The organism is Streptomyces sp. NBC_00989, from assembly GCF_045162655.1.
Lineage (GTDB): Bacteria > Actinomycetota > Actinomycetes > Streptomycetales > Streptomycetaceae > Streptomyces.
In genome coordinates, this window is the sequence record NZ_CP108728.1 from 2200638 (window position 1) to 2224386 (window position 23749).

Consider the following 23749-nt stretch of genomic DNA (forward strand, 5'->3'; position numbering starts at 1 on the left):
AGCGGCAGGACAGTGAAGCGGAACCCTCAAAGCAGTGGTCGGCTCAGGCCCGTCGACCTGGCGCGCGGACACGGTCTGTCGACGCAGGCGGTCCGCAACTACGAAGCGGCCGGGATCCTTCCGGCCGCCGAACGCACCGCGCACGGCTACCGCACCTACACGCGCCGGCACGCTCAGGCCCTGCACGCGTTTCTCGCGCTCGTGCCCGGACATGGTCATCAGACGGCCGCGGCGATCATGCAGGCGGTCAACCGGGACGCCACCGAGGACGCGCTTCGGCTCATCGACGACAGCCATGTGCAGCTGCTCGACGACCGCCGCATCCTCCAGGCGGTCGAAGCCGCGCTTCGTGACCTGCGGCCCGTGCCGGAGGAGCGCGGTGACACGTTCGTCGGCCCGCTGGCGAGAAGGCTCGGCATCCGCCCGGCCACCCTGCGCACATGGGAGCGCGCCGGTCTGGTCCAGCCGCGCCGGGACCCGCGGACGGGTTACCGGGTCTACGGCCCGGTCGACGTACGCGACGCCTTCCTGGTCCACCAGCTCAGGCGGGGCGGCCAACTGCTCGGACAGATCGCCCCGTTGATCGCCCAGGTCCGTTCCGCCGGAGGCGTCGCACCGCTCGAGTCGACGCTGCGCGACTGGCAGGCCCGCCTCTCGGCCCGCGGCCGCGCCCTGCTCACCGGCGCCGCCGCACTGGACGCCTACCTCGACCACTCACCGGCGCCCGGAGACGGGCCGAGCACCCGCACCACCGCCGCGTCGGCCACGCCCTAGTGCGGCGCACCGGCCGTCGAAGCCTCCAACTCCGCAACCTGTACGAGGAGTTCGTCCCGCCCGATCGCGTCGATCTCCGTCGACGGCACCGTGCACGCGTACGCCCCGGCGATCGCGCCGTACCGGGCACAGCGCTGCGGGGTCTCCCCCTTCAGCCAGCCGAAGAGGAAGGCGGAGGCGAAGGCGTCGCCCGCGCCGTTCGAGTCGACGACCGGCTTCCGGGGTGTGGTGGTCGGGATGTGGGTCAGCTCGTCGTCGGCCAGCAGATACGCGCCCTCCGCACCGGCCGTCGCGACGACCAGTCGGGCCCGGCCCCGTTCGGCGATGGCACGCATCGTGTGTTCGGGGTCGCCGGTCAGCGCGGTGGTGGACAGGAAGACGATGTCCGCCGCGTGGGCGAACTCCTCCTGGTACGGGTTCTCGCCGTCCCAGTTGTGCAGGTCCGTCGAGATCGTCGTGCCGGACTCGCGCAGCAGCGGGAGGGCGTGGGCGCAGGGCTGGGTGATGGAGACGTGGGCGTGGCGGCTCGCCTCGGCGAGGGCGCGGACCGTGGGTTCCGGGAGGCGGTCGTCGGGGTGGGCGCGGGTCGCGTCGTAGAGGGAGAGGCGCCGGCCGTCTGGGCCCACGAGGTTGACCGCGCGCTTGGTGCCGGCGGGCTGCGGGACCTCGGTGAGCGGGATGGCGCGGTCGCGGTGCAGGGCGCGGACCAGGTCGCCCTCGGGGTCGGCGCCGAGCATGTCGAGGTGGTGGGTGCGCAGGCCCAGCGCGCTCAGGCCGAGGGCGACGAAGTCGCCGGTCTGGCCGGCGCGGGTGCGGATGCCGGGGTCGATCATGTAGCTGTCGGCGTACGGGAGCGGCAGTTCGGGGACGTGGACGATGGTGTCCACGCCGGCGCCGCCCAGGACGAGGACGTCGATGTCACGGCTCATGGCTCTCCCTCTCCGATGCGAGCAGCGAGTCAAGCAGGCGGCGGGGATCATCGCAAGGGCTTGCGCAAGATTCTGCAACTCCTTTCAGGGTGAGGCGAGTTGGGTCCTGTCAGTGTGAGGTGAGTCGGGTCCGGCGGTTCAGTCCCCGTGGTCGTACACCGTCACCGCGATCCCCCGCCGCACCAGCCGCTCGGTGACCAGTGGTTCGACCCGTGACCACTTGCCGCCCGCGAGGCCGCACCCGATGCGGGGCATGTGCACGGACGCGCCGAGCTCGGCCGCGCGCTCGGCCAGCAGGCCCAGCGCCGTGTCGATCGCCTCGTAGCGCACGGGGACGCCCTTGCTGCCTGTGCGTATCCCCCGCTGGCCGATCATGTTGGCCACCCACACATGGCGCTCGACCCGCACGAGCTGGATCGCGCCCAGCCCGAAGTCGTTGGCCGCGCGGCCGTGGTGCCATGCGCGGTACTCCTTCTCCGGCTCGGGCCAGCGGCGCGACACGGCCAGCACGAAGCCCTTCCCCCAGCCCCCGATGTCGTTGCAGACATGCGCGATCACCTTGACGCCCTTGACCGACGGAACGGTCGCGTCACCCCGGACATAGTTGATCTCCCCCATGCCGTCCACCGTAGGCGGCACCACTGACAACACCCTTCGGTGGTTTCACAGTGTTGGTGAGACAGCGATACTGCTGCACATGACGACCGACACCGAGGAGCCGACGCTCACGATCGACGAACTGGCCGCGCGGGCCGGTACCACGGTCCGCACGGTCCGGTTCTACAGCACCAAGGGGCTGCTCCCGCCGCCGGTGATCGGGGCGCGGCGGGTCGGGCACTACGGGCAGGAGCACCTGTCGCGGCTGGCGTTGATCGAGGAGTTGCAGCAGCAGGGCATGACGCTGGCCGCGATCGAGCGCTACCTGGGGCAACTGCCGCCGGACCTCAGCGCGCACGACCTCGCGATCCACCGCGCGGTGGTGGCGTCGTGGGCGCCGGACGGCACGGAGACCCTGGACCGGCGGGAGCTGGACCGGCGGGCGGGCCGGGCGCTGAGCGAGGAGGACGTGGAGCGGCTCGTCGCGATGGGCGTGGTCGGGCTCGACGGTGCCTCGTACCGCGTCGACTCCGGTCTGCTGCGGCTCGGCGTGCGACTGCTCGACGTACCGGTGTCGCAGGAGGCGATCCTCGCCTCCCGGAACGTACTCATCGAGCATTCCCGGGCGGCGGCCCACGAGTTGGCGCAGGTGTTCCGCGGCGAGGTGTCCGAACGTGCCGCGCATGACGTGAAGTCACTGTCCGCGCACATGCAACCCCTGGTGGTGCAGGCCCTCCTGACGACCTTTCAGCGGTCGCTGCGCGAGGAACTCCGCACATGGCTCAAGGAACCGGCCGAGTCACAGGAAGGCTGAACCGCCCGACACGTTCAGTGTCTGCCCGGTCAGGAACCCGCTGCCCTCGTCGACCACGTACAGCAAGGTCGAGACGAGGTCGGACGGCTGCTGTGTCCGTGGCACCACCTGCTGGTCCCGGACGTGCCCGAAGCCGCCGTCCGCGCCGACCGTCCGCTCTGCGGTCGCGGTGCGGACCATGCTGGGCGCGATCGCGTTGACGGTGATGTCGTACGGTCCGAGCGCCGCCGCGAGCGAGCGCGTGAAGCCGATGAGGCCCATCTTCGAGGCGACGTACGGGACCATCGTCGGCGGTGCGGTGAGGACGGCCGCCGAGACGATGTTGACGATACGGCCCCGGCCGGCGGCCTTCAGATACGGCAGGACCGCGCGGCTCAGCAGGAACGGCGCCTCCAGGTTGACGCGCATGATCCGGCGCCACTCCTCGGGTGTGGTCTCCTCGAAGGGGCGCGACGGGTAGACGCCCGCGTTGTTGACCAGGACGTGCAGTGTGCCGAACTGCTCGATGACGTGTTCCAACGCCCCCTGGATCTGAGCCTCGTCGGTGACGTCACCGATCAACTCCACGTAGCCCGGCACCTTTTCGGCGGTCTCCGGCTGCGCGACGAGATCGAGTCCCGCGACCCGGTAGCCGCGCTGGGCGAGCGCGACGGCGAACTCCTGCCCGAGGCCCTGTGCCGCGCCGGTCACCAGGGCGGTCCGCGTGTCCATGGGGCGAGTGTGATGACCCGTCAGGCCGTCGGCAAGGGCGCATTTCACTCGCTGAAACGCCCTGGTTGCCGCTCACGCCCGGTGGGCCCACCCTGCGTGACGAACCCAGCACCAGCCGTACGGGAGCCGTGCCCGATGACCGAGACCGAGCGTGCCGTGGACGACGCCGAGCGCGCCCGCGAACAGGGCGGCGGGCCGGGCGGGTCGGCGCCCTGGTGGCGTCGGCTCACGCCGTCCGCGCCTGCGTCGAAGCCGGTGCCGCGTCGGTGGGTCCGGGACGAGTTCGGTGTGCTGCTCGTGCTGGGGTTGCTGATCGCCGGGATCGGCATCCCGTACCCGGACTTCCTGGGCACGGACAATCTCCTCTCCACCGCCCACAACTCCGTCTACATCTCGCTGATGGCGTGCGGCATGGTCTTCGCACTGTCGATGCGCGAGGTCGACCTGTCCGTGGGCGGGACCTACGCGATGTGCCTGGTCGTCGGGGCGCTGTTGATCCGGGACGGCACCGCGCCCTGGCTGGCGGTGCCGGTGATGCTGCTCACCGGGATCGCGCTGGGGGTGTTCAACGCGCTGGTGACGACGCTGCTGGCGCTGCCGTCGTTCATCGTCACGCTCGGCACGCTGATGCTGTTCCGAGGTGTCGGACTGGCGCTCGCGGACGGCAAGCAGATCACCGATCTCCCCCTGGACGACTCGTTCTTCACGTTCGCGGGCGGCGATCCGGGCGGGGTGCCGTTCGCGCTGTGGGTGCTGCTCGCGATGATCGTCGTGCTGACGGTCGTGCTGTCCCGGACGCGCTTCGGGGCGCGAGTGCGGGCGATCGGGTCCAACCCCGACGCCGCCGCCTTCAGCGGCATCCCGGTCGTCCGCACCCGTGTCCAGGCGCTGGCCCTGTCCGGCCTGACCACGGCGTGCGCCGCCGCGCTCGCGCTCGCCTTCTACGGCGCGGGGGATCCGACTCTGGGCCAGGGTTACGAGTTGCAGGCGATCGCCGCGTGCATCATCGGCGGCACTCCGCTGGCCGGGGGGCGCGGTTCGGTGGTCGGCGCGGTGGCCGGGGCGATGATCCTGTCGGTGGTCGCCTCCGGCCTGGTGTTCTTCGAAGTACCCATCAACTGGACGTCGTTCGCGACGGGCGGGGTGATCCTCGTCGCCGTCGCGGCCGACAGCGCGCTGCGCCGCACCGGACGCCGTCGCAAGTGAGGTCCCCCTGAGGTCCAAGTCCCTCGTCGTCCAAGTCCCCCTGTGGTCCAGCCTTTTGGAGGCCGTGATGCACTCCCGTTCGCGTACCTGGTCCGCGGCGTTCGGCGCCCTGGTCCTGCTGGCCACCGCAGGCTGCGGCAGCGGTTCCGGCGGCAGCAACGGCAAGCTGAAGATGGGCATTTCGGTCGCCAACATCTCCCTGAACTTCGCCCACGAGATGGTGCTGGGCGCGGAGAGCGCCGCGAGTCACGCGGGCAAGGTCGACTTCAAGGCCGTAGGGCCGCCCAACACGGACGGGCCCGCCGAGGTGCAGCTGTTCCAGAACCTCACCGCCGTCGCCAAGGACGGCATCGTCCTGGAGAACCTCGACCCGCCGATCTTCACCCGGCCCGCCGCACGCGCCGTCGACCAGGGCATCCCGATCGTCGCCCTGGACACCTCCCCCACCAACGGCAGCAAGGTGAACTTCTATGTGGGGAACGACAATTACGCGCTCGGTGAGCTGATGGCGAAGGAGGCGCTGAAGCGGCTCGGCAGCGATCCGAAGGGGCAGATCGTGATCGGGGTGCCGAACCCGGGGACGCCGGTGCTCGACAACCGCGCGAAGGGCATCTCCGACACGTTCAAGAAGGAGGCGCCCGGCGTCAAGGTCCTCGGCCCCTTCCAGACGTACAGCGATCCCGGCCAGAACTACAGCTCCTGGTCCGCGCAGGTGAACGCGCACCCGGACGCGCTCGCCTTCCTCGGCGTCGGTGACGCCGACAGCTACAACCTCGCGAAGATCAAGAAGGCCGAGCACGGCAAGTGGCTCACGGCCGGCTTCGACGTCGACCCGAAGACCCTGGACGCCGTGAAGGACGGCTCCAACTTCGTCACCATCGACCCGCAGCACTTCCTGAAGGGCTATCTGTCCACGGCGATGCTGATCGAGGCGGTGCGCGACAAGAAGGGGAAACTGCCGGACGGTTGGTTCCTGTCGCCCGGCGGGGTCGTGGACTCTTCCAATATCGACGAGATCATCGCCCGGCAGAAGTCGGCGCAGGCGGCCTACGACTGGTACAAGCCGACGATCGACAAGCTGCTCGGCGACCAGTCGGCCAACCTCAAGCCCTTGAAGGACGCGCGCTGAGATGGCCCGCGACGACATCCTCGTGGCGGAGGAACTGGTCAAGTCCTACGGCGGTGTACGGGCGTTGGACAGTGCGTCGATCCGGCTGCGCGGCGGCGAGGTGCACGCGCTGGTCGGTGAGAACGGCGCCGGGAAGTCCACGCTGGTACGCATCCTGTCGGGGACGCTGGCCGCGGACGCGGGGACGGTGCGGTCGGCCGAGGACGCCCGGATCGCCGTCGTCTCCCAGGAGTTGAGCCTCTTCCCTGACCTCACCGTGCGCGAGAACCTCTTCCCGCAGCATCCGCCCCTGCGCCTGGGCCTGTTGGACCGGAGCGCCATGGACCAGGCGGCCCGGCCGGTCCTCGCGGAACTCGGCCTGGACGTGGACCTCCGGACAGAGCTGGGCGAACTCCCGCTCGCCGACCAGCAGTTGACGGAGATCGCACGCGCTCTGCTACGACGCCCCAAGCTGCTGATCCTCGACGAGCCCACGTCGGCGCTGCCGGCCGCCGCCGTCGACCGCCTCGAAGGTGTCCTGCGCACGCTGACGGACCGGGGCATCGCCGTCCTGTACGTCTCCCACTTCCTGGACGAGGTGATGCGCTTCGCGCAGCGCGTGACGGTCCTGCGGGACGGGCGGGTGGCGCTGGCGGGTGTGGAGCGGGCCGAGGTCGACGTGCCGGAGCTGGTGTCGGCGATGCTGGGCGGCCGGCCGGAGCAACTGCCGCGCCGGGCGCGGTCGTTGGCCGCCGACCGGCCGCCGCCCGTGGTGCTGTCCGAGGTGAACGTGGACGGGCGGCTGACCGATGTGACGTTCACCGTGCGGGCGGGCGAGGTGGTCGGGGTCGCCGGGCTGCAAGGAGCGGGCCATCTCGACGCGTTGGCGGTGGTGTGCGGGCGTACGGCGGTCTCCGGGGGCCGGGTCGACGTCGGCGGCCGGGGTCTGCCGCGCTCGCTGCGGGGCGCGGTGCGCGCGGGCGTCGCCTTCGTGCCGAGCGACCGTAAACGGTACGGGCTGATGGTGGACCGTACGGTGTGGGAGAACACCACGGCGGTCAGCTGGCTGGCGCTGGGCCGGGGCGGGATCGCCCCCTCCCGGTCCGAACTGGTGCGCCGCACCGCCGAGTTGACCGGGCGGCTGCGGCTGCGCGGCGGGCCGTACGACCTGGTCGCCCGGTTGTCCGGCGGCAATCAGCAGAAGGTCGTCTTCGCCAAGTGGCTCGCGACCGAACCGAAGATCGTCGTCCTGGACGATCCGACCCGGGGTGTCGACGTCGGTGTACGCGCGGAGATGCACCGCATCGTGGGCGAGTTGGCGGCGGGCGGCGCGGCCGTCCTGATCGCGTCGACCGATCTCGCGGAGCTGACGGAGGTGTGCGACCGGGTGCTGGTGTTCGTGCGCGGGCGGGTCACCGAGGAGGTGCGCGGGGAACGGCTGACGGAGCACGGGCTGGCGGTGGCGATGCAGCGGCCGGAGGTGGCCGCGTCAGACTGACAGGCTGCGCGTGATCGCGCGTGCCGCCGCGCACAGCCGTGCCCCGATGCGGTCCATGTCCAGGCGGCGGGTGCCCCCGGTGACGGAGATCGCGGCGATCGGGCGGGGGCCGAAGTCGTGGGCGTAGACGGGGGCCGCGACGGCGGAGATCCCGATCTCGGCCTCCTCCAGGTTGACGCCGTAGCCGCGGGCCCGGGTGCGGGCGAGGTCGCGGGCGAGCTGGCCGGGGAGGACCAGGGTGCGCGGGGTGAGGCGGGGCAGGGTGCGGTGCGGCGGGCGCGGGTCCTGGGCGAGGAAGACCTTGCCGGTGGCGGTGCAGTGGGCCGGGAGCCGGCCGCCGGTGCGGGAGACGATCGGGGTGGCGCGGCGGCCGGTGACCTTCTCCAGGAAGAGGGTGTCGGTGCCGTCCGGGACGGCCAGGTGGACGTTCTCGTGGGTCGCCTCGTGCAGATCGCCCAGATAGGGCAGCGCCACGTCCCGCAACTCCCGTACGGACGGCGACGATTGGCCGAGGACGAACAGGGCGAGCCCGATGCGGTAGCTGCCTTCCGGCGTTCGGTCCACCAGGCCGAGTCGGGCCAGCTCGCCGATCAGTCGGTATGCCGTCGGCTTGGGCAGGCCGGTGCGCAGGGCGAGTTCGGCGAGGGAGAGCGCGGTCTCGGCGTCGCCGCAGGCGCGGAGCAGCAACACCCCGCGTGCGAGTACCGACTTCGGCAGCGGCCCGTCCGTCATGGACCGATGGTGGTCGCTGTCGAGCGCGGGTGACAAGGCGTGGGTGACGGTGGGTCAGGAAAGCAACCGAAGCGGTATCTCTACGAGGTGCGCAGCGGTACGTCCACGAGCATCGGCCGCGTCAACTCGTCGGCCCCGGACACCAGTTCACGCAGGTGATCCGCGCTGTCGGCCCGTACCGCGTCGACGCCGAAGAAGCGTGCGGCCTGGGTGAAGTCCAGGGCGCCCAACTCGGTTCCGGGGCAAGGCCCGTTGCCGCCCATCGCCCCGTACGTGTCCTGGAGCGTGCGGTAGCTGCCGTTGCCCATCACCACGAACAGCACCGGGACCTGCTGCCGTGCCGCGCTCCACAGCCCCTGGAGTCCGAACAGCGCGCAGCCGTCGCCGAGGACCGAGACCACCGGCCGCCCGGGCTCGGCGAGCGAGCGGCCGACGGCGGCACCGATGCCCCAGCCCAGGCCCCCGCCGACGGCGTGGGTGTAGCTGCCGGGGCGGTCGAGCCGTAGCAGCCGACGGAGCAACAGGCCGACGGTGATGGCCTCTTCGACGATCACGGCGTCCGTCGGCAGGCCGCGTGCGACGGCGTGGGCGGCGGCCCAGGGGGCGAGTGGCGCCGCCGAGTAGGCGGCACGGGCGGCGGACTCGGCGCGGTCGCGCTCGGCGGTGTGCCGTTCGCCGGCGCGCAGGGTGCGGGCCTTGGCGGTGTGGTCGGGCACCTGCTCGCGCAGCAGCTCGGCGAGCCGGTGCAGCGAGGGTGCGAGCGCGCCGACGAGCCCGGCATCCGCGGGGAAGTTGCGGCCGATCTCCTCGGCGTCCGCGTCGAGTTGGACGACGGTGATGCCGGGCGGCAGGGCGGGCCCGGGGCTGTAGTGGTGGGGCGTGAAGGCGTGCGCTCCGACGATGAGGACGGTGTCGTACGAGGCGAGGGCGGCCCGGATCGCGTCGTGGCGGGGTGGCAGCATCCCGGCGTAAAGGGGGTGTGTGGCGGGGAAGTTGAGGCAGTCGGCCATCGGCTGGTGATGGACGGTCGCACCGCAGGCCTCCGCCGTGCGGACGAGCGCCGCCACCGCGTCCTCACGGCCCACTCCGTCCCCGGCGACGATCGCGGGGCGGGCGGCGGCGCCGAGCAGTACGGCGGCCCGGTCGAGTCCGGCGGCGGGGCCCGGCCTGGGCGGTGCGGTGCGGGCGGGCACCTCCACCTCGGTGTCCTCGGCGAGCAGGTCCATGGGGACGGACAGGAACACCGGCCCGGCGGGCGGGCGTTGGGACTGCGCGAAGGCGCGGCGCAGGGCGAGGGGCAGGTCGCGGGCGTGCTGGATGTCGTACGTCGCCTTCACGGCGGGCGCCGCGAGGCCGAGCAGGTCTCCGGAGAGCATGGGGTCCTGTTGGAGGTGGCGGCGGTCCTGCTGGCCGGCCGTGACGACGAGCGGGGTACGCGAACGGCGGGCGTTGAGAAGGCCGATGAGGCCGTTGGCCAGTCCGGCGGCGATGTGCAGGCTGACGAACGCGGGGCGGCCGGTGCCGCGCGCGTAGCCGTCGGCCATGGAGACGACGGCGCCTTCGTGGACGCCGAGGACGTACTCGGGGGCGTCCTCGGTCTCCGACAGGGCGGCCAGGAACGGGAGTTCGGTGGTGCCGGGGTTGCCGAAGATCCGGTCCACGCCCTCGCCGCGCAGGATGTCGAGGAGGGCGAGGGCGGGACGGTGACCCATGGGGGCTCCTCGGGGGACGGGACCGGTGAACGGTTCGCCGGTCAGCGTCGGGGTCCCGTCCCCACGAGGGCAAGGGCAGCGTGTCGCTCAGCGATACGTCAGCGCGCGTCGCTGAAGCGCTCCCCCTTCTCGGCCTTCTCGACGAGCAGCGCGGGCGGCGTGAACCGCTCCCCGTAGCGCTCGGCGAGCGCACGCGCGCGTGCCACGAAGCCGGGGAGGCCGCCCTCGTAGCCGTTGATGTACTGGAGGACACCGCCGGTCCAACCGGGGAAGCCGATGCCGAAGATGGACCCGATGTTGGCGTCGGCGACGGACGTCAGCACGCCCTCTTCAAGGAGCTTGACGGTGTCGAGCGCCTCGGAGAACAGCATGCGTTCCTGCATGTCTTCGAAGGGCACGGTCTCGGAGGGGCTCTCGGCGCCCTCGCGGGTGAAGTGCTCGCGCAGGCCCGGCCACAGACCCGCGCGCTTGCCGTTCTCGTCGTAGTCGTAGAAGCCCGCGCCGCCGCTGCGCCCGGTGCGGCCGAACTCGTCGACCATGCGGTCGATGACGGCCTCGGCGGGGTGCCCGGGCCAGGTGCCGCCCGCTTCTTCCACCGCCCGCTTGGACTCGTTGCGGATCTTGCGCGGGAGGGTGAGCGTCAACTCGTCCATCAGGGACAGGACCTTGGCCGGGTAGCCGGCCTGCGCGGCGGCCTGCTCGACGGACGCGGGCTCGATGCCCTCGCCGACCATCGCGACGCCCTCGTTGATGAACTGCCCGATCACCCGTGAGGTGAAGAAGCCGCGCGAGTCGTTGACGACGATCGGGGTCTTCTTGATCTGCCGGACCAGGTCGAAGGCGCGCGCGAGGGCCTCGTCGCCGGTGCGCTCGCCCTTGATGATCTCGACGAGGGGCATCTTGTCGACGGGCGAGAAGAAGTGCAGCCCGATGAAGTCGGCCTGGCGCTCGACGCCTTCGGCGAGGGCGGTGATGGGGAGGGTGGAGGTGTTGGAGCAGAGAAGCGCGTCGGGCTCGACGATGTGCTGGATCTCCTGGAACACCTTGTGCTTGAGCGAGGTGTCCTCGAAGACGGCCTCGATCACCGCGTCGCAGCCCGCGAGTTGCTGCGGGTCGGCGGTGGGGGTGATGCGGGCGAGCAGCGCGTCCGCCTTCTCCTGGGACGTACGACCGCGGGAGACCGCCTTCGCGCAGAGCTTCTCGGAGTAGGCCTTGCCCTTGGCCGCCGCCTCCGGAGTCACGTCCTTCAGGACGACGTCGATGCCCGCGCGGGCGCACGAGTAGGCGATGCCGGCGCCCATCATCCCGGCGCCGAGGACGGCGACCTTGCGGACGGGGCGGGACGCGATGCCCTGGGGGCGGTTGGCGCCGGAGTTGACGGCCTGGAGGTCGAAGAAGAACGCCTGGATCATGTTCTTCGAGGTCTGGCCGACCGCCAACTCGACGAAGTAGCGGGTCTCGATGACCTGCGCGGTCTCGAAGTCGACCTGGGCGCCCTCGACGGCGGCGGCGAGGATGTTGCGCGGGGCCGGGTAGGGCGCGCCGTTGGTCTGCTTGCGCAGGGAGGCCGGGAAGGCGGGCAGGTTGGCCGCGAACTTGGGGTTCGCCGGGGTGCCGCCCGGGATGCGGTAGCCGGGCTTGTCCCAGGGCTGCTGCGACTGCGGGTTGGCGTCGATGAAGGCGCGGGCCTTGGCGATCAACTCGTCCGGGGTGGTGGCCACTTCGTGGACGAGGCCGTTCTCCTGGGCGCGCCGCGGGCTGTACTGGGTGCCCTGGAGCAGCACCTTCAGCAGCGCGTCGGTGATGCCCAGCAGCCGTACCGTACGGACGACTCCGCCGCCTCCGGGGAGCAGGCCGAGGGTGACCTCGGGGCAGCCGATCTTCGAGCCGGGCGCATCGAGGGCGACCCGGTGGTGGCAGGCGAGGGCGATCTCGTAACCGCCGCCCAGGGCCGCGCCGTTGATCGCGGCGACGACCGGCTTGCCGAGGGTCTCGATGCGGCGCAGGTTCCGCTTGATGGCGAGGCCGCCGTCGAAGAACTCCTGCGCGGTGTCCGGGGTGACGCGGATCAGGTCGCGCAGGTCGCCGCCGGCGAAGAAGGTCTTCTTGGCGGAGGTGACGATGATGCCGCGGATGGACTCCCGCTCGGCCTCCAGGCGGTCGGCGATCACGGTGAGGGAGTCGCGGAAGGCCGCGTTCATGGTGTTCGCGGACTGGTCGGGGTCGTCGAGGACGAGGGTGACGATCCCGGTGTCGTCCTGTTCCCAGCGGATGGTGGTGCTCTCGGTCATGAGGGGTTCTCCGTAGAAGTCTCTGCTGCCGCTGGGGTGTTCAGACGCGTTCGACGATCGTGGCGATGCCCATGCCGCCGCCGACGCACAGGGTGGCGAGGCCGTAGCGCTTGTCCTGGCGCTCCAGTTCGTCGACGAGCGTGCCGAGGATGATCGCACCGGTCGCGCCGAGCGGGTGGCCCAGCGCGATGGCGCCGCCGTTGACGTTGACCTTGTCCAGGGACAGGCCCATGTCGCGCACGAAGCGCAGGACGACCGCGGCGAAGGCCTCGTTGATCTCGACGAGGTCGATGTCGTCGATGGTCAGCCCGGCCCGGGCGAGGGCCTTGCGGGTGGCCGGGGCGGGTCCGGTGAGCATGATGGTCGGCTCGGAGCCGGAGACGGCCGCGGAGACGATCCGCGCGCGCGGGGTGAGGCCGTAGCGCTCGCCGACCTCCTTCGAGCCGATGGCGACGAGGGAGGCGCCGTCGACGATGCCGGAGGAGTTGCCCGCGTGGTGGACGTGGTCGATCTTCTCGACCCAGTGGTACTTCTGCAGGGCCACGGCGTCGAAGCCGCCGAGCTCGCCGATGTCCGCGAAGGACGGCTTGAGCCTGGCGAGGGAGTCGGCGGTGCTGCCGGGGCGCAGGTGCTCGTCGTGGTCGAGGACGACCAGGCCGCTGCGGTCGCGGACCGGGACGACGGACCGCTCGAAGCGGCCCTCCTTCCAGGCGGTGGCCGCCCGCTCCTGCGAGAGCGCCGCGTACTCGTCGACGTCGCGCCGCGAGAATCCCTCGATCGTGGCGATCAGGTCGGCGCCGATGCCCTGGGGCACGAAGTTGACGGCGAGGTTCGTCATCGGGTCGTTGAACCAGGCGCCGCCGTCCGAGGCCATCGGCACTCGTGACATCGACTCGACACCACCGGCGAGGACGAGGTCCTCCCAGCCCGAACGCACCTTGGCGGCGGCCATGTTGACGGCTTCGAGGCCCGAGGCACAGAAGCGGTTCTCCTGCACCCCGGCCACCGTGTCCGGCAGTCCGGCGGCCACGGCGGCGATCCGGGCGATGTCGGAGCCCTGGTCGCCGACCGGGCCGACGACGCCGAGCACGATGTCGTCGATCGCGGCCGGGTCCAGGTCCGGGAAGCGGTCACGGAGTTCGTGGATCAGTCCGACGACCAGGTCGATGGGCTTCGTGCCGTGCAGGGATCCGTTCGCCTTGCCGCGCCCGCGCGGGGTGCGGATCGCGTCGTAGACATACGCTTCGGTGCTCACTGCCAAGCCTTTCGATGAGGGTGTTCAAAGACTCGCCGAGGGGTTTCCTCGCTGAGGGTCGTCGACGGCGTCGAGAAGTCCGGGGACGTCCCAGTCCCGGGCCACCTCGGACGTGCCCGCGCCGGGCCTGGCGGGTCCGCCGCGCACCGAGGTGGGCGTCGCGGAGAACCGGGGTGCGGGGGCGGGCTGGGTGATCCCGCCGTGCTCGGTGAAGGTGCCGCGCGCGGCGAGGTGCGGGTGGTGCGGGGCCTCGCGCAGCGACAGCACAGGCGCCACGCACGCGTCCGTGCCCGCGAAGACGCCGGTCCACTCGTCTCTCGTACGGCTCCGGAAGCGGGCCGCGACCGCCTCGCGCAGCTCGCCCCAACGGGTCCAGTCCCGGCGGGCGTCGGCGAAGTCCGCGAGGCCGAGCAGGTCCACGAACTCGCCGTAGAACCGCGGCTCCAGGGCGCCCACCGCCATGTGCTTCCCGTCGGCGGTCTCGTAGGTGCCGTAGTACGGGCAGCCGCCGTCGAGGAGGTTGGCGGCGCGCCGGTCCTGCCAGCCGCCGGCGGCGAGCATGCCGTGGATCATCGCGGAGAGGTGGGCGGTGCCGTCGACGATGGCCGCGTCGACGACCTGGCCGGTACCGGTCACGCGCGCGTGGTGCAGGGCCGCGAGGACGCCGACGACGAGGTAGAGCGCGCCGCCCGCGTAGTCGCCGAGCAGGTTGGCGGGGGCGGGCGGGGGCTCCCCGGGGCTGCCGATCATGCCGAGGGTGCCGGTGAGCGCGATGTACGCGATGTCGTGCCCGGCGCGGTCGGCGAGGGGGCCGTCCTGGCCCCAGCCGGTCATCCGGCCGTAGACGAGCCGGGGGTTGCGGGCGTGGCAGGGCTCGGGGCCCACTCCGAGGCGCTCGGTGACGCCGGGGCGGTTGCCCTCGATCAGGATGTCGGCGCGTCCGACCAGGTCGAGCACGCGCGCGGGGCCGTCCGGCGCCTTCAGGTCGACGAGGACCGAGCGCTTGTTGCGGTTGGTGATGTCGCACTCCGGGTCGATCCCGAGTGCGATGCCGCCGGGCCGGTCGACGCGGACGACGTCGGCGCCCAGGTCGGCGAGGAGCATGGCCGCGAAGGGGCCGGGGCCGATGCCGGCCAGCTCGACCACGCGCACGCCGGAGAGCGGGCCGTGCCCGGGCGTCGTTGCCGCTGTCATCCAGCCCCCAGCTGTGACACAACCGATGTAACACCAGCGATGATAAGAACGTGTTCCACTCGACACAAGGCCTGGGCGAGCAAGCGCTTAGCCAAGTTACCCGTCGTTAGCCACGGCTAGCCGCGACTCTGCGCGTCCAGCTCGGCCGTCAGGCGCTTCGGGGCGATCGCGCGGTAGCTCTCCTCCGCCCAGTCGCACAGCAGCTCGGCGGCCGGGGCGCCCTGCTCGGCGAGCGGAACGCGCACCCAGCCGGCCTTGCCGAGGCCGTAGCCGGCGGGCTCGGCGCCGGGCGAGGTGAGCGCGTGGGCGTGGGCGGCCTCGTCCGTGAGCTTGACCGTCATGGCCGACGGATGGCTGCCGTCGTCGACACCGAGGAAGACGAACACCTTCTTGTTGACCTTCACGACGGTCTCACCCCAGGGGCAGTATCGATATGCGGCTCCGCCGCGCGGCCTCCACGGCACCCGGCAGCGCGAGGGCGAACTCGCGTACTTTCGCCCGCTTCTTCAGGGCGTTCCTGGGCACAGCCACCTGATACCTCCGGGCTCGTCGTCGGGCTCCGCACTCTTCACGCTAGCCTCAGCCACCGACAGCGGCGCGGGCTGCGGGACCCAGGAGTGTCATGAGCAGGCTGAACAGGACAGATCGTCCCTACGACATCGTGCTCTTCGGAGCCACGGGCTTCGTCGGCGCGCTCACCGCGGAGTACCTCGCCGCGCACGCGCCCGAGGGCCTGCGCTGGGCGATCGCCGGCCGCGACGAGCTGAAACTGAAGCGACTGCGCGAACGGCTCCCCGGCGGCCCGGCGGTCGGCGTGCTCCGGGCCGACGTCTCCGACCCGGACTCCCTGCGCGAACTCGCCGAGCACGCACGCGTGGTGGCCACGACGGTCGGCCCCTACGTCACCTACGGCGAGGACCTCGTCGCCGCCTGCGCGGACGCCGGCACCGACTATCTCGACCTCAGCGGCGAGCCGGAGTTCGTCGACCTGACGTACGTCCGCCACGACGCACGCGCGCGTGAGACCGGCGCACGGCTGGTGCACTCCGCCGGCTTCGACTCGATCCCGCACGACCTGGGGGCGTACTTCACCGTCCAGCAGCTGCCGGAGGGGGTGCCCCTGACGGTGGACGGCTTCGTGACCGTCGACGCGATGTTCTCCGGCGGCACGTTCGCCACGGCGCTGACCCAACTCGGGCGCGGCAGGCAGGTGCTGGCCGCCGCCCGGGAGCGGCGCCGCCACCAACCGCGGCTGGTGGGACGCCGGGCCGGCGCACCCATGGGGGCACCGCGGTTCGCCGGGGAGGTCGGCTCCTGGGCGGTGCCCCTGCCGACCATCGACCCGCAGGTCGTCGAACGATCCGCGCGGGCCCTGGAGCGCTACGGCCCCGACTTCCGCTACCGCCACTACGCGGCCGTACGGCACCTCCCGGTGGCCCTCGGCGGTGTCACGGTGGCCGGCGCACTGGCCACGGCCGCCCAACTCCCGCCCGCCCGCCGCTGGTTGTCCGACCGTCTCAAGCCGGGCGACGGACCGAGCCCGGAGAAGCGCGCGAAGAGCTGGTTCTCCGTGAAGTTCGTCGGCGAGGGCGGCGGCCGCCGGGTCTTCACGGAGGTCGCGGGCGGCGACCCCGGCTACGACGAGACGGCGAAGATGTTCGCCGAGTCGGCCCTCTCCCTCGCCCTCGACGAACTCCCGCCCACAGCGGGCCAGGTGACGACGGCGGCGGCGATGGGCGACGCCCTCGTCGAACGGCTCCGGAGTGCGGGCATCACGTTCCGGGTGGCGGCGAGCCGCTGACGGTGTCGGACCCCCGTGTCACGATGGACGCCATGGAGACGCCGAACACCGACTGGATCACCGTCGCGGCCTACGAGAACCTGCCGGGCCGCCCCACGCCGTGGGCGGCCACGCGCGCTTGACTGCGCGAGCACGGCATCGACTGGATGCCCTTCGCCCAGGAGGAGTTGCGCTGGGATCTCGCCTGCGGCATCGGGCCCGACGGCCACTGGCACGGCTGGTTCGACGTCCGGGTCCGCACCGACGCGCTCCGGGGTCTCGGACTGCATCCGGATCAGCCCACCGCCGAGGCCGTCGGCCCGTCTCCGCCCGGCTGGTGGCATGCCGCCGCGGAACGCCGGGCCGTGAACAGGCCGCGCTGATCGGGGAGTTCAGGGCACCCCTCGGAATGGGCTAGGATGGATCTTGAGCCGGTCGCCGGAACATTCCGGGGTCTGGTCGCGCGTCGGTGGTCCAAGGAAAGACGCCCCGCTTCCTGCGGGGAAATGCAGGTGCAAGGCCTGCCCGGCGCTCAAGTCCGAGCCCCGTCCCGCTACTTGCGGGGTGGGGCTCGAGTGTTTCCCGCACCGGTGCGGCCCCGGCCTCACGGCCACAGCGTGTAGATCATCCCGCCGATCCAGGCGAGGCCCGCCGCCACGGACAGGACGAGCGCGATCATCACGGCGCGCTCGACGGGCTGGCTCGGGTGGGCAACGGGCTTCGGGGAACGGTGCGTTGTCATGCGGGACAGCCTGCCGATCACGCGGGCGCGGTCACATCCGTACAGGTACTCAGATCAGGTACTCAGAACGCGACGCGCTCCCGCATGCCTACGCGGTCGCCTCCCGCAGCGCCCGCCGGCACAGCGCGTCCGCCCTGCGCGTCGTCTCCGGGAGGCGGAACTCCGGGGTCAACGCGAGCGTGTGGGCGCAGGCGTTGTCCAGGGTCACCCGGTGGCCCACGGAGACGAACACCGGCTTCACCGCGTCCCGGGTGCGCAGCGCGCGTCCGACCTCGTCGGCGTCCGCGCGGAGCGGCGACGAGGAGCCGCGCGGAGTGCCCGGATCGTCGTAGGTGAACGTGAAGGGGTTCTTGGCGACGCCGATCGTGGGCAGGCCGGTGAGGACGCCGAGGTGGCTGGCGAGGCCGAAGCGGCGAGGGTGGGCGAGGCCGTAGCCGTCGCACACGACCAGGCCCGGCGGGCACGGCAGGGCCTCCAACGCGGCCAGCACCGTGGGGATTTCACGGAAGGCCAGCAGCCCCGGCACGTACGGGAAGGAGACCCGGCCGACGGCCGTGGCCTCGGCGACGACCGTGAGGTCCACCGCGTCCAGCACGACCGCCGCGGCCACCACCACGTCCCGCTCGTCGTCGTAGGCGACGTCAACTCCGGTGACGTGCCCGGTCCTTGGCGGCGGCCCCGGTTCGCCGGTCACCACCCGCTCCCGCAACTCGTCCTGGACGGCGCGGGCTTGGTCCTCGGTCGCGGGCCAGCCCGCGGGAATGGGTACGGTCGTCATGGTGGTGCCGAGCGTACGGGGATCCTGGGGGCGCGAAGGAACGGCGGGACCGTGGTGGCCCCGCCCAACGCTCCGCCCGGCGTCCTCGCCCAACACCCCGCCCGGCCTCCTCAGTTCTCCAGCCGTGCCACGCGCCCCTTCTCCCCCGCGGCCCAGCAGCCCAGGTCCGCCGCGCAGTCGACCGTGTCGTACGAGCCGGTGTCCACCGTCTTCCAGGTGCGGCCGGCGTCGGTCGTGAGGTCCGTGCCCGTGGGGCCGACCGCGAGGGCCGTGCTGCGGCTGTGGGGCAGCCAGCTGACGCCGGAGCGGTAGGCGGGCGGCGGGGTCGTGGCGGGACGCCAGGTGCGGCCCCCGTCACCGGTGACGGCCGCCGCGAGCGGTGAGGGCTGGTCGGCGGTGTAGTTCCCGCCGACCGCGAGGCCGTGCGAACGGTCGCGGAAGGCGAGCGCGAACACCCCGCGCGCGGGGTCACCGGCCGGGATCGGCGTGTCGGTCGCCGTCCAGGTGAGGCCCCGGTCCGCGGAGTGCAGGACACGCGCGCGTGCGCCCCCACCGGTGGCCAGCCAGACGTCCCTCGGCCCGGAACTCACCAGACACTGGCCGCTCGCCGCGAAGCCCGCCTCGCCGTCGAGCGCGGCCGGCATCCCGGCGTTCGACAGCACCTTCCAGGAGCGGCCGCCGTCGCCGGTCGACAGGATGCGGAACTTGCCGTCCACCGGGTCGCTCATCGCGAGGCCGTGTCGGCTGTCGAAGAAGGTCATGCAGTCGTAGAAGGCGCTCGCGTCGGTGTTGCGGAAGGACTCCGTCCAGGTCGCTCCGGCGTCGTCGGTGCGGTAGACGCGGGACGCCTCGCCCTCGCCGATCGCCAGGACCACCGCGCGCCGCGCGTCGAACGCCTCGATGTCCCGGAACTGGAGGTCGGCGGCGCCGGGCGGCGAGACGTTCCGCCAGCTCGCCCCGCCGTCGGTGGTGCGCAGCACCGTGCCCGCGGTCCCGGCCACCCACGCGGTGTTCCGGCTGACGGCCGACAGCCCCCGGAACCGCACGTCGGCGGCCCCGCTGTCCTTGAGCTGCCAGTGCGGAGCCCAGTGCGCCGTGTCCCGCGCCTGTGCCGGTACGGCGGTCAGCACAGCCAGCGCCGCCCCGCACGCCACGGCCGCGGCCATGCTCCGGTACGTACGTCCCACCTGTCGCGTCTTCCCCATGCGCCTCATGGCGGGCGAAGCTAGCCCACTCCCCGGAGGCCGTCCAGATGCCCGCGCCCGCCTTGGGCGCATATGGGCAGCGGTGACAGAGGTCACTCGAAATTCGTGTACACGAATCGGCCCGTTCCAGCGTCTCTTCCAGTGCGGACCCATCCGACCGGGGGTCCGCTACGGAGTCTTTTCAGGAGCCCGTCCGGCCGTCATCGCAGTCAGCACCGCCGTCACACAAGGGAGCAAGGCGTTGTCCATCGTCATCGAGCAGCCCGTAGAGGCCCGTCTCGTCGCCGCCGCACCGCGGATGCCGAGCATTCCCGCCACCCTGCACTACGACCGGCGGGACCCCTTCGCCGTCCGGATGACCTTCCCGGCGCCGGCCACCCTGGAGGGCGTCGAGGTCTGCTGGACCTTCGCCCGGGAACTCCTCGCGGACGGCCTGCACGGCACCGAGGGCCAGGGCGACGTCCGGGTGCGGCCCTACGGCTTCGACCGCACCGTCCTGGAGTTCCACGCCCCCGAGGGCACCGCGGTCGTGCATGTCCACTCGTCCGAGATACGCCGCTTCCTGCAGGCCACCGGCGAGCTGGTGCCCGCCGGTCTCGAACACCTCCAGCTGGACCTGGACCACGACCTCGCCGAGCTGATGCGGGACGCCTGCTGAGCTAGTTCCCCCGCGCCAGCAGGGAGTTGAGCTCGCCGTAGCCGAGCCCTCCGGTCTGCGCGCCGTAGGTACCCGTGTCCAGCAGCTCCCGCGCGGCACGGCGGACCACGGCGTACGCGGCCGCCGCGATGCTGGAGCCCGCGCTCACGCGCGCCACGCCCAGCGCGGCCAGTTCGGCGACCGGCGGTGCGCCGGGGCCGACCAGCACATTGAGCGGCGCGTCGATCCCGCCGGCGAGTTCCTTGACCGTTCCCGGTTCGACGGCCCCGGGGACGAAGATCCCGTCGGCGCCCGCGGCACGGAACGCGGCGGCCCGCTCCAGCGTCGCGTCCACTCCCCCGGCACCCCGCAGATACGTGTCGATGCGCGCGTTGACGAACAGCGGCACGCCCTCCGCGTCGGCGGCCTCGCGGGCGGCGGCGATGCGCTCGGCCTGCTCGGCGACCGGACGCAGGATGCCCTCACCCCCGTAGAGCGCGTCCTCGATGTTCACCCCCACCGCACCCGCGGCGAGCACCGCGCGGACCGTGTCGGCGACGCCCGCCGGGTCCTTCGCGAAGCCGCTCTCGATGTCGGCGCTCACCAGTACGGCGACGGTCGCGGTGATCCGCGCGACCGCCTCCAGGGCCCGCTCCCGGTCCAGCCGGTCGCCGTCCGCGACGCCGAGGGCCCAGGCGAGGCCCGCGCTGGTGGTCGCCACGGCGGACGCGCCCGCGTCCTCGACGATGCGGGCGCTCGCGGCGTCCCAGGCGTTCGGGAGGACCAGCGGACGTCCCGGGACATGCAGCGCGCGGAAGGCCAGAGCCCGGTCACGGAGGGTGTTCTGGTTCGTCATGCGCCCCACTCAAGCAGTCGTGGGCGTGCCCTGGCTGGCAGGAATCCGACATCGGCGTGCGGGTCGCGGGCGCCCGTTTAATGCGTTGACAGTCCCCTGAGGCCGTTCGTAGCGTTGCCCTTGCTTCTGTTGCCGTCGATCGGAGTAGGACGTTGCTCGTCTGAGGTTCTGAGACACCGCGTCACACACCCCTGAGGTGTGTCCGTCGTGTACGACCTCGGCGTCCGAGCCGTCCTCCGGAACAGGGCCTTTTCCTCTGCCCCCGGGACCAGTCTCCCGCCTCGCGGTGTCTCGCTACGCGTCCGCCCCTGACCGCGTCAAGCAACCGCGAGGCCCTCATGCATACCTCCGTCACCTGTACGTCCCTCTCCTTCGCGTGGTCCGACGGGACCCCCGTCTTCGAGGACCTGGACGCCGCCTTCGGACCCGGAAGGACAGGGCTCGTCGGCGTCAACGGATCAGGGAAATCAACCCTGTTGAAGCTGATCGCCGGTCGGCTCGCCCCGGCCGACGGCGCCGTGCGGGTCGCGGGCGAGGTCGGCTACCTCCCGCAGAACGTCACGCTCGACACCGCCCTGCGCGTCGACGTCACGCTCGGCATCGCCGCTCAACGCGCCGCCCTGCACGCCATCGAGGCCGGTGACGCGGCCGAGGAGCACTTCGAGACGCTCGGCGACGACTGGGACGTAGAGGAGCGCGCGCTCGCCACACTCGGCGAACTCGGCCTGGGACACATCGACTTGGACCGCACCATCGGCGAGGTGTCGGGCGGCGAGTCCGTACTCCTGCGGCTGGCCGCGCTGTTGCTCGGCCGGCCGGACGTCCTGCTCCTCGACGAACCGACGAACAACCTCGACCTGTACGCCCGCAGGCGGCTGTACTCGGCCGTCGCGTCCTGGCCGGGAGTGATGATCGTGGTCAGCCACGACCGTGAACTCCTCGACCTGGTCGACCAGATCGCCGATCTGCGCTCCGGCGAGATCACCTGGTACGGCGGCAACTACTCCGCCTACGAGGAGGCCCTCAGCACCGAACAGGACGCCGCGACACGGATGGTGCGCGTCGCCGAGGCGGACTTCCGCAAACAGAAACGCGAACTGTCCGACGCCCAGGTCAAGTTGGCCCGTCGTAAGAAGTACGGACAGAAGATGTTCGAGCAGAAGCGCGAGCCGAAGATCGTCATGGGCGCGCGCAGGCGGTCCGCGCAGGAGTCCGCGGGCAAGCACCGCATCCTGCACGAGGAGCGGCTCGCGGAGGCGAAGGAACGGCTCGACGAGGCGGTGGAGGCGGTACGGGACGACGACGAGATCCGCGTCGACCTGCCGTACACGGCCGTACCGCCGGGCCGTCAGGTCCTGACCCTCATGGACCTGGAACTCGCGTACGGCGCGCGGGTGGGCGGCCTCGATCTGCGCGGGCCGGAGCGCATCGCGCTGATCGGGCGCAACGGCGCCGGCAAGACGACGTTGTTGCGCACGATCGCCGCGGAGCTGGAGCCGGTGTCGGGCGAGGCGGTGACGCATGTCCCGCTCCGCTTCCTGCCGCAGCGGCTCGATGTCCTCGACGGTGAGCTGACCGTGGCCGAGAACGTGGCCCGGTTCGCGCCGGGCGCCACCAACAACCGGGTCCGGGCGCGGCTGGCCCGCTTCCTGTTCCGGGGTGCCCGCGCCGACCAGCAGGCGGCGACCCTGTCCGGCGGCGAACGCTTCCGGGCTGCGCTGGCCGCGCTGATGCTGGCGGAGCCCGCCCCGCAGCTGCTGATGCTGGACGAGCCGACGAACAACCTCGACATGGCGAGTGTGCGGCAGCTCACCACGGCGCTGGAGTCGTACGAAGGGGCGTTGATCGTGGCCAGTCACGACCTGCCGTTCCTGGAGTCGATCGGCATCACACGCTGGCTGCTGCTGGACGGGGAGCTGCGGACGATCACACCGGAGGAGGTGGAACACCCGGCATAGCGCCCGTGCGGCACCCGGTCCGGGCCCTCCGGGCGCGTCTCAGGAGGGCCACAGCCTCACGTGAGGGGTTTTGTCGGCACGGACGGGTGACGCATGATGGCCAACCGGTGCCCCGACAACGGCGCCGAATCGATCCCGCCGATACGGAGTCCCGCTCGTGCCCAGCAAGAAGGCCCTCGTCCGCCGCCCCAGCCCGCGCCTGGCCGAAGGGCTGGTCACGCACATCGAGCGGGAGAAGGTCGACGTCGAGCAGGCCGTCGAGCAGTGGGAGGCGTACGCGCACGCGCTGCGGGTGCACGGCTGGGAGACGATCGAGGTGGACCCGGCCGACGACTGCCCCGACTCCGTGTTCGTCGAGGACGCCGTCGTCATGTACAAGAACGTGGCGCTGATCGCCCGGCCCGGCGCCGAGTCCCGGCGCGAGGAGACCGGCGGGGTCGAGGAGGCGGTGGCCCGGCTCGGCTGCTCGGTGAACTGGGTCTGGGAACCGGGCACCCTGGAGGGCGGTGACGTTCTCAAGGTCGACGACACGATCTACGTCGGCCGGGGCGGCCGGACGAACGCGGCCGGCGTCCAGCAGCTGCGGGCCGTGTTCGAGCCGCTCGGGGCGCGGGTGGTCACCGTGCCCGTGAGCAAGGTGCTGCATCTGAAGTCGGCGGTCACCGCGCTGCCCGACGGGACGGTGCTCGGGCACATCCCGAAGGTGGACCGGCCCTCGCTCTTCCCGCGCTTCCTGTCGGTGCCCGAGGAGGCCGGTGCGCATGTGGTGCTGCTCGGCGCCGACAAGGTGCTGATGGCGGCGAGCGCGCCCAAGACGGCCGATCTGCTCGGCGATCTCGGCCTCGAACCGGTCGTGGTGGACATCAGCGAGTTCGAGAAACTCGAAGGATGTGTGACCTGCCTCTCGGTCCGGCTCCGGGATCTGTACGCCTGAACGGGTGACGGAACCGCCCGTTCGGCGCCGGGACCTGC

Annotated in this window: 22 protein-coding genes and 1 pseudogene; 10 read left to right on the forward strand and 13 right to left on the reverse strand. The window is 71.9% G+C overall.

The features are described 5' to 3' along the window. Positions 1-12 precede the first annotated feature (12 nt). The gene (locus OG714_RS09570; RefSeq protein WP_406131768.1) at positions 13-774 is read left to right on the forward strand and encodes a TioE family transcriptional regulator; all 762 of its coding nucleotides are present in this window, start codon (positions 13-15) and stop codon (positions 772-774) included. Here OG714_RS09570 and OG714_RS09575 read toward each other — a convergent pair. Beyond that, positions 771-1703: an adenosine kinase gene (locus tag OG714_RS09575; RefSeq protein ID WP_406119897.1), complete on the reverse strand. Its 933-nt coding sequence runs from the start codon at positions 1701-1703 to the stop codon at positions 771-773. The genes OG714_RS09570 and OG714_RS09575 overlap by 4 nt on opposite strands. 138 nt (positions 1704-1841) lie before the next feature. Continuing rightward, the gene (locus OG714_RS09580) at positions 1842-2321 is read right to left on the reverse strand and encodes a macro domain-containing protein (protein WP_406119898.1); all 480 of its coding nucleotides are present in this window, start codon (positions 2319-2321) and stop codon (positions 1842-1844) included. 79 nt (positions 2322-2400) lie between these two features. Between OG714_RS09580 and OG714_RS09585 the strand changes: the two genes are divergently transcribed. After that, positions 2401-3114, forward strand: a complete 714-nt coding sequence (locus OG714_RS09585; protein WP_406119899.1) for a MerR family transcriptional regulator — start codon at positions 2401-2403, stop codon at positions 3112-3114. Here the strand turns inward: OG714_RS09585 and OG714_RS09590 are convergent. After that, positions 3100-3825, reverse strand: a complete 726-nt coding sequence (locus tag OG714_RS09590) for an SDR family NAD(P)-dependent oxidoreductase (protein ID WP_406119900.1) — start codon at positions 3823-3825, stop codon at positions 3100-3102. The genes OG714_RS09585 and OG714_RS09590 overlap by 15 nt on opposite strands. 135 nt (positions 3826-3960) lie before the next feature. On the opposite strand from OG714_RS09590, the gene OG714_RS09595 reads away from it, so the two are divergent. From OG714_RS09595 to OG714_RS09605, 3 genes are all read left to right on the forward strand, one after another. Beyond that, positions 3961-5031, forward strand: a complete 1071-nt coding sequence (locus OG714_RS09595) for an ABC transporter permease (RefSeq protein ID WP_406119901.1) — start codon at positions 3961-3963, stop codon at positions 5029-5031. A 67-nt stretch (positions 5032-5098) separates the two neighbouring features. Further along, positions 5099-6160, forward strand: coding sequence for a sugar ABC transporter substrate-binding protein (locus OG714_RS09600; protein ID WP_406119902.1), 1062 nt, complete (start codon positions 5099-5101; stop codon positions 6158-6160). A 1-nt stretch (position 6161) separates the two neighbouring features. Next, positions 6162-7637: a sugar ABC transporter ATP-binding protein gene (locus tag OG714_RS09605; RefSeq protein ID WP_406119903.1), complete on the forward strand. Its 1476-nt coding sequence runs from the start codon at positions 6162-6164 to the stop codon at positions 7635-7637. On the opposite strand, the gene OG714_RS09610 is transcribed toward OG714_RS09605, so the two are convergent. The 6 genes and pseudogenes from OG714_RS09610 to OG714_RS09635 form a co-directional block, all read right to left on the reverse strand. Next, entirely contained in the window at positions 7629-8369 is a 741-nt protein-coding gene (locus OG714_RS09610) for an IclR family transcriptional regulator (RefSeq protein ID WP_406119904.1), read from the reverse strand. The two genes, OG714_RS09605 and OG714_RS09610, sit on opposite strands and share 9 nt — an antisense overlap. 80 nt (positions 8370-8449) lie before the next feature. Further along, entirely contained in the window at positions 8450-10081 is a 1632-nt protein-coding gene (locus tag OG714_RS09615) for a thiamine pyrophosphate-binding protein (RefSeq protein ID WP_406119905.1), read from the reverse strand. A gap of 98 nt (positions 10082-10179) precedes the next feature. Further along, positions 10180-12372 (reverse strand): 3-hydroxyacyl-CoA dehydrogenase NAD-binding domain-containing protein, encoded by a 2193-nt coding sequence (locus tag OG714_RS09620; RefSeq protein WP_406119906.1) that lies wholly within the window; start codon positions 12370-12372, stop codon positions 10180-10182. A 40-nt stretch (positions 12373-12412) separates the two neighbouring features. Beyond that, positions 12413-13627, reverse strand: coding sequence for an acetyl-CoA C-acetyltransferase (locus OG714_RS09625; RefSeq protein WP_406119907.1), 1215 nt, complete (start codon positions 13625-13627; stop codon positions 12413-12415). A gap of 24 nt (positions 13628-13651) precedes the next feature. After that, positions 13652-14821 (reverse strand): CaiB/BaiF CoA transferase family protein, encoded by a 1170-nt coding sequence (locus OG714_RS09630; RefSeq protein ID WP_406119908.1) that lies wholly within the window; start codon positions 14819-14821, stop codon positions 13652-13654. Between the two features lie 116 nt (positions 14822-14937). Continuing rightward, positions 14938-15352: pseudogene (locus OG714_RS09635) on the reverse strand (MmcQ/YjbR family DNA-binding protein). A gap of 91 nt (positions 15353-15443) precedes the next feature. On the opposite strand from OG714_RS09635, the gene OG714_RS09640 reads away from it, so the two are divergent. Then, on the forward strand, positions 15444-16622 hold the full coding sequence (locus tag OG714_RS09640) for a saccharopine dehydrogenase family protein (RefSeq protein ID WP_406119909.1): 1179 nt from the start codon (positions 15444-15446) through the stop codon (positions 16620-16622). A gap of 146 nt (positions 16623-16768) precedes the next feature. Further along, complete coding sequence (locus OG714_RS09645; protein ID WP_406119910.1) at positions 16769-16984, forward strand: hypothetical protein; 216 nt, start codon at positions 16769-16771, stop codon at positions 16982-16984. A gap of 221 nt (positions 16985-17205) precedes the next feature. Here OG714_RS09645 and mmpA read toward each other — a convergent pair whose 3' ends face one another. The 3 genes from mmpA to OG714_RS09660 form a co-directional block, all read right to left on the reverse strand. Continuing rightward, positions 17206-17343 (reverse strand): morphogenic membrane protein MmpA, encoded by a 138-nt coding sequence (mmpA, locus tag OG714_RS09650; RefSeq protein ID WP_366430049.1) that lies wholly within the window; start codon positions 17341-17343, stop codon positions 17206-17208. Positions 17344-17431: 88 nt separating this feature from the next. Beyond that, on the reverse strand, positions 17432-18121 hold the full coding sequence (locus tag OG714_RS09655; protein ID WP_406119911.1) for an endonuclease V: 690 nt from the start codon (positions 18119-18121) through the stop codon (positions 17432-17434). 110 nt (positions 18122-18231) lie between these two features. Then, positions 18232-19287 carry a WD40/YVTN/BNR-like repeat-containing protein gene (locus tag OG714_RS09660; RefSeq protein WP_406119912.1) on the reverse strand — a complete coding sequence of 352 codons (1056 nt, stop codon included), beginning with the start codon at positions 19285-19287 and terminating at the stop codon, positions 18232-18234. A gap of 280 nt (positions 19288-19567) precedes the next feature. On the opposite strand from OG714_RS09660, the gene OG714_RS09665 reads away from it, so the two are divergent. Further along, positions 19568-19984 carry an SsgA family sporulation/cell division regulator gene (locus OG714_RS09665; RefSeq protein WP_406119913.1) on the forward strand — a complete coding sequence of 139 codons (417 nt, stop codon included), beginning with the start codon at positions 19568-19570 and terminating at the stop codon, positions 19982-19984. Between the two features lies 1 nt (position 19985). On the opposite strand, the gene OG714_RS09670 is transcribed toward OG714_RS09665, so the two are convergent. Continuing rightward, positions 19986-20819 carry an isocitrate lyase/phosphoenolpyruvate mutase family protein gene (locus tag OG714_RS09670; protein WP_406119914.1) on the reverse strand — a complete coding sequence of 278 codons (834 nt, stop codon included), beginning with the start codon at positions 20817-20819 and terminating at the stop codon, positions 19986-19988. 338 nt (positions 20820-21157) lie between these two features. Here OG714_RS09670 and OG714_RS09675 point away from each other — a divergent pair, with 338 nt between their 5' ends. Together OG714_RS09675 and ddaH are read left to right on the forward strand one after the other, a co-directional pair. Continuing rightward, positions 21158-22777, forward strand: a complete 1620-nt coding sequence (locus OG714_RS09675; protein ID WP_406119915.1) for an ABC-F family ATP-binding cassette domain-containing protein — start codon at positions 21158-21160, stop codon at positions 22775-22777. Positions 22778-22934: 157 nt separating this feature from the next. Then, positions 22935-23711 carry a dimethylargininase gene (gene ddaH, locus OG714_RS09680; RefSeq protein WP_406119916.1) on the forward strand — a complete coding sequence of 259 codons (777 nt, stop codon included), beginning with the start codon at positions 22935-22937 and terminating at the stop codon, positions 23709-23711. Positions 23712-23749 lie beyond the last annotated feature (38 nt).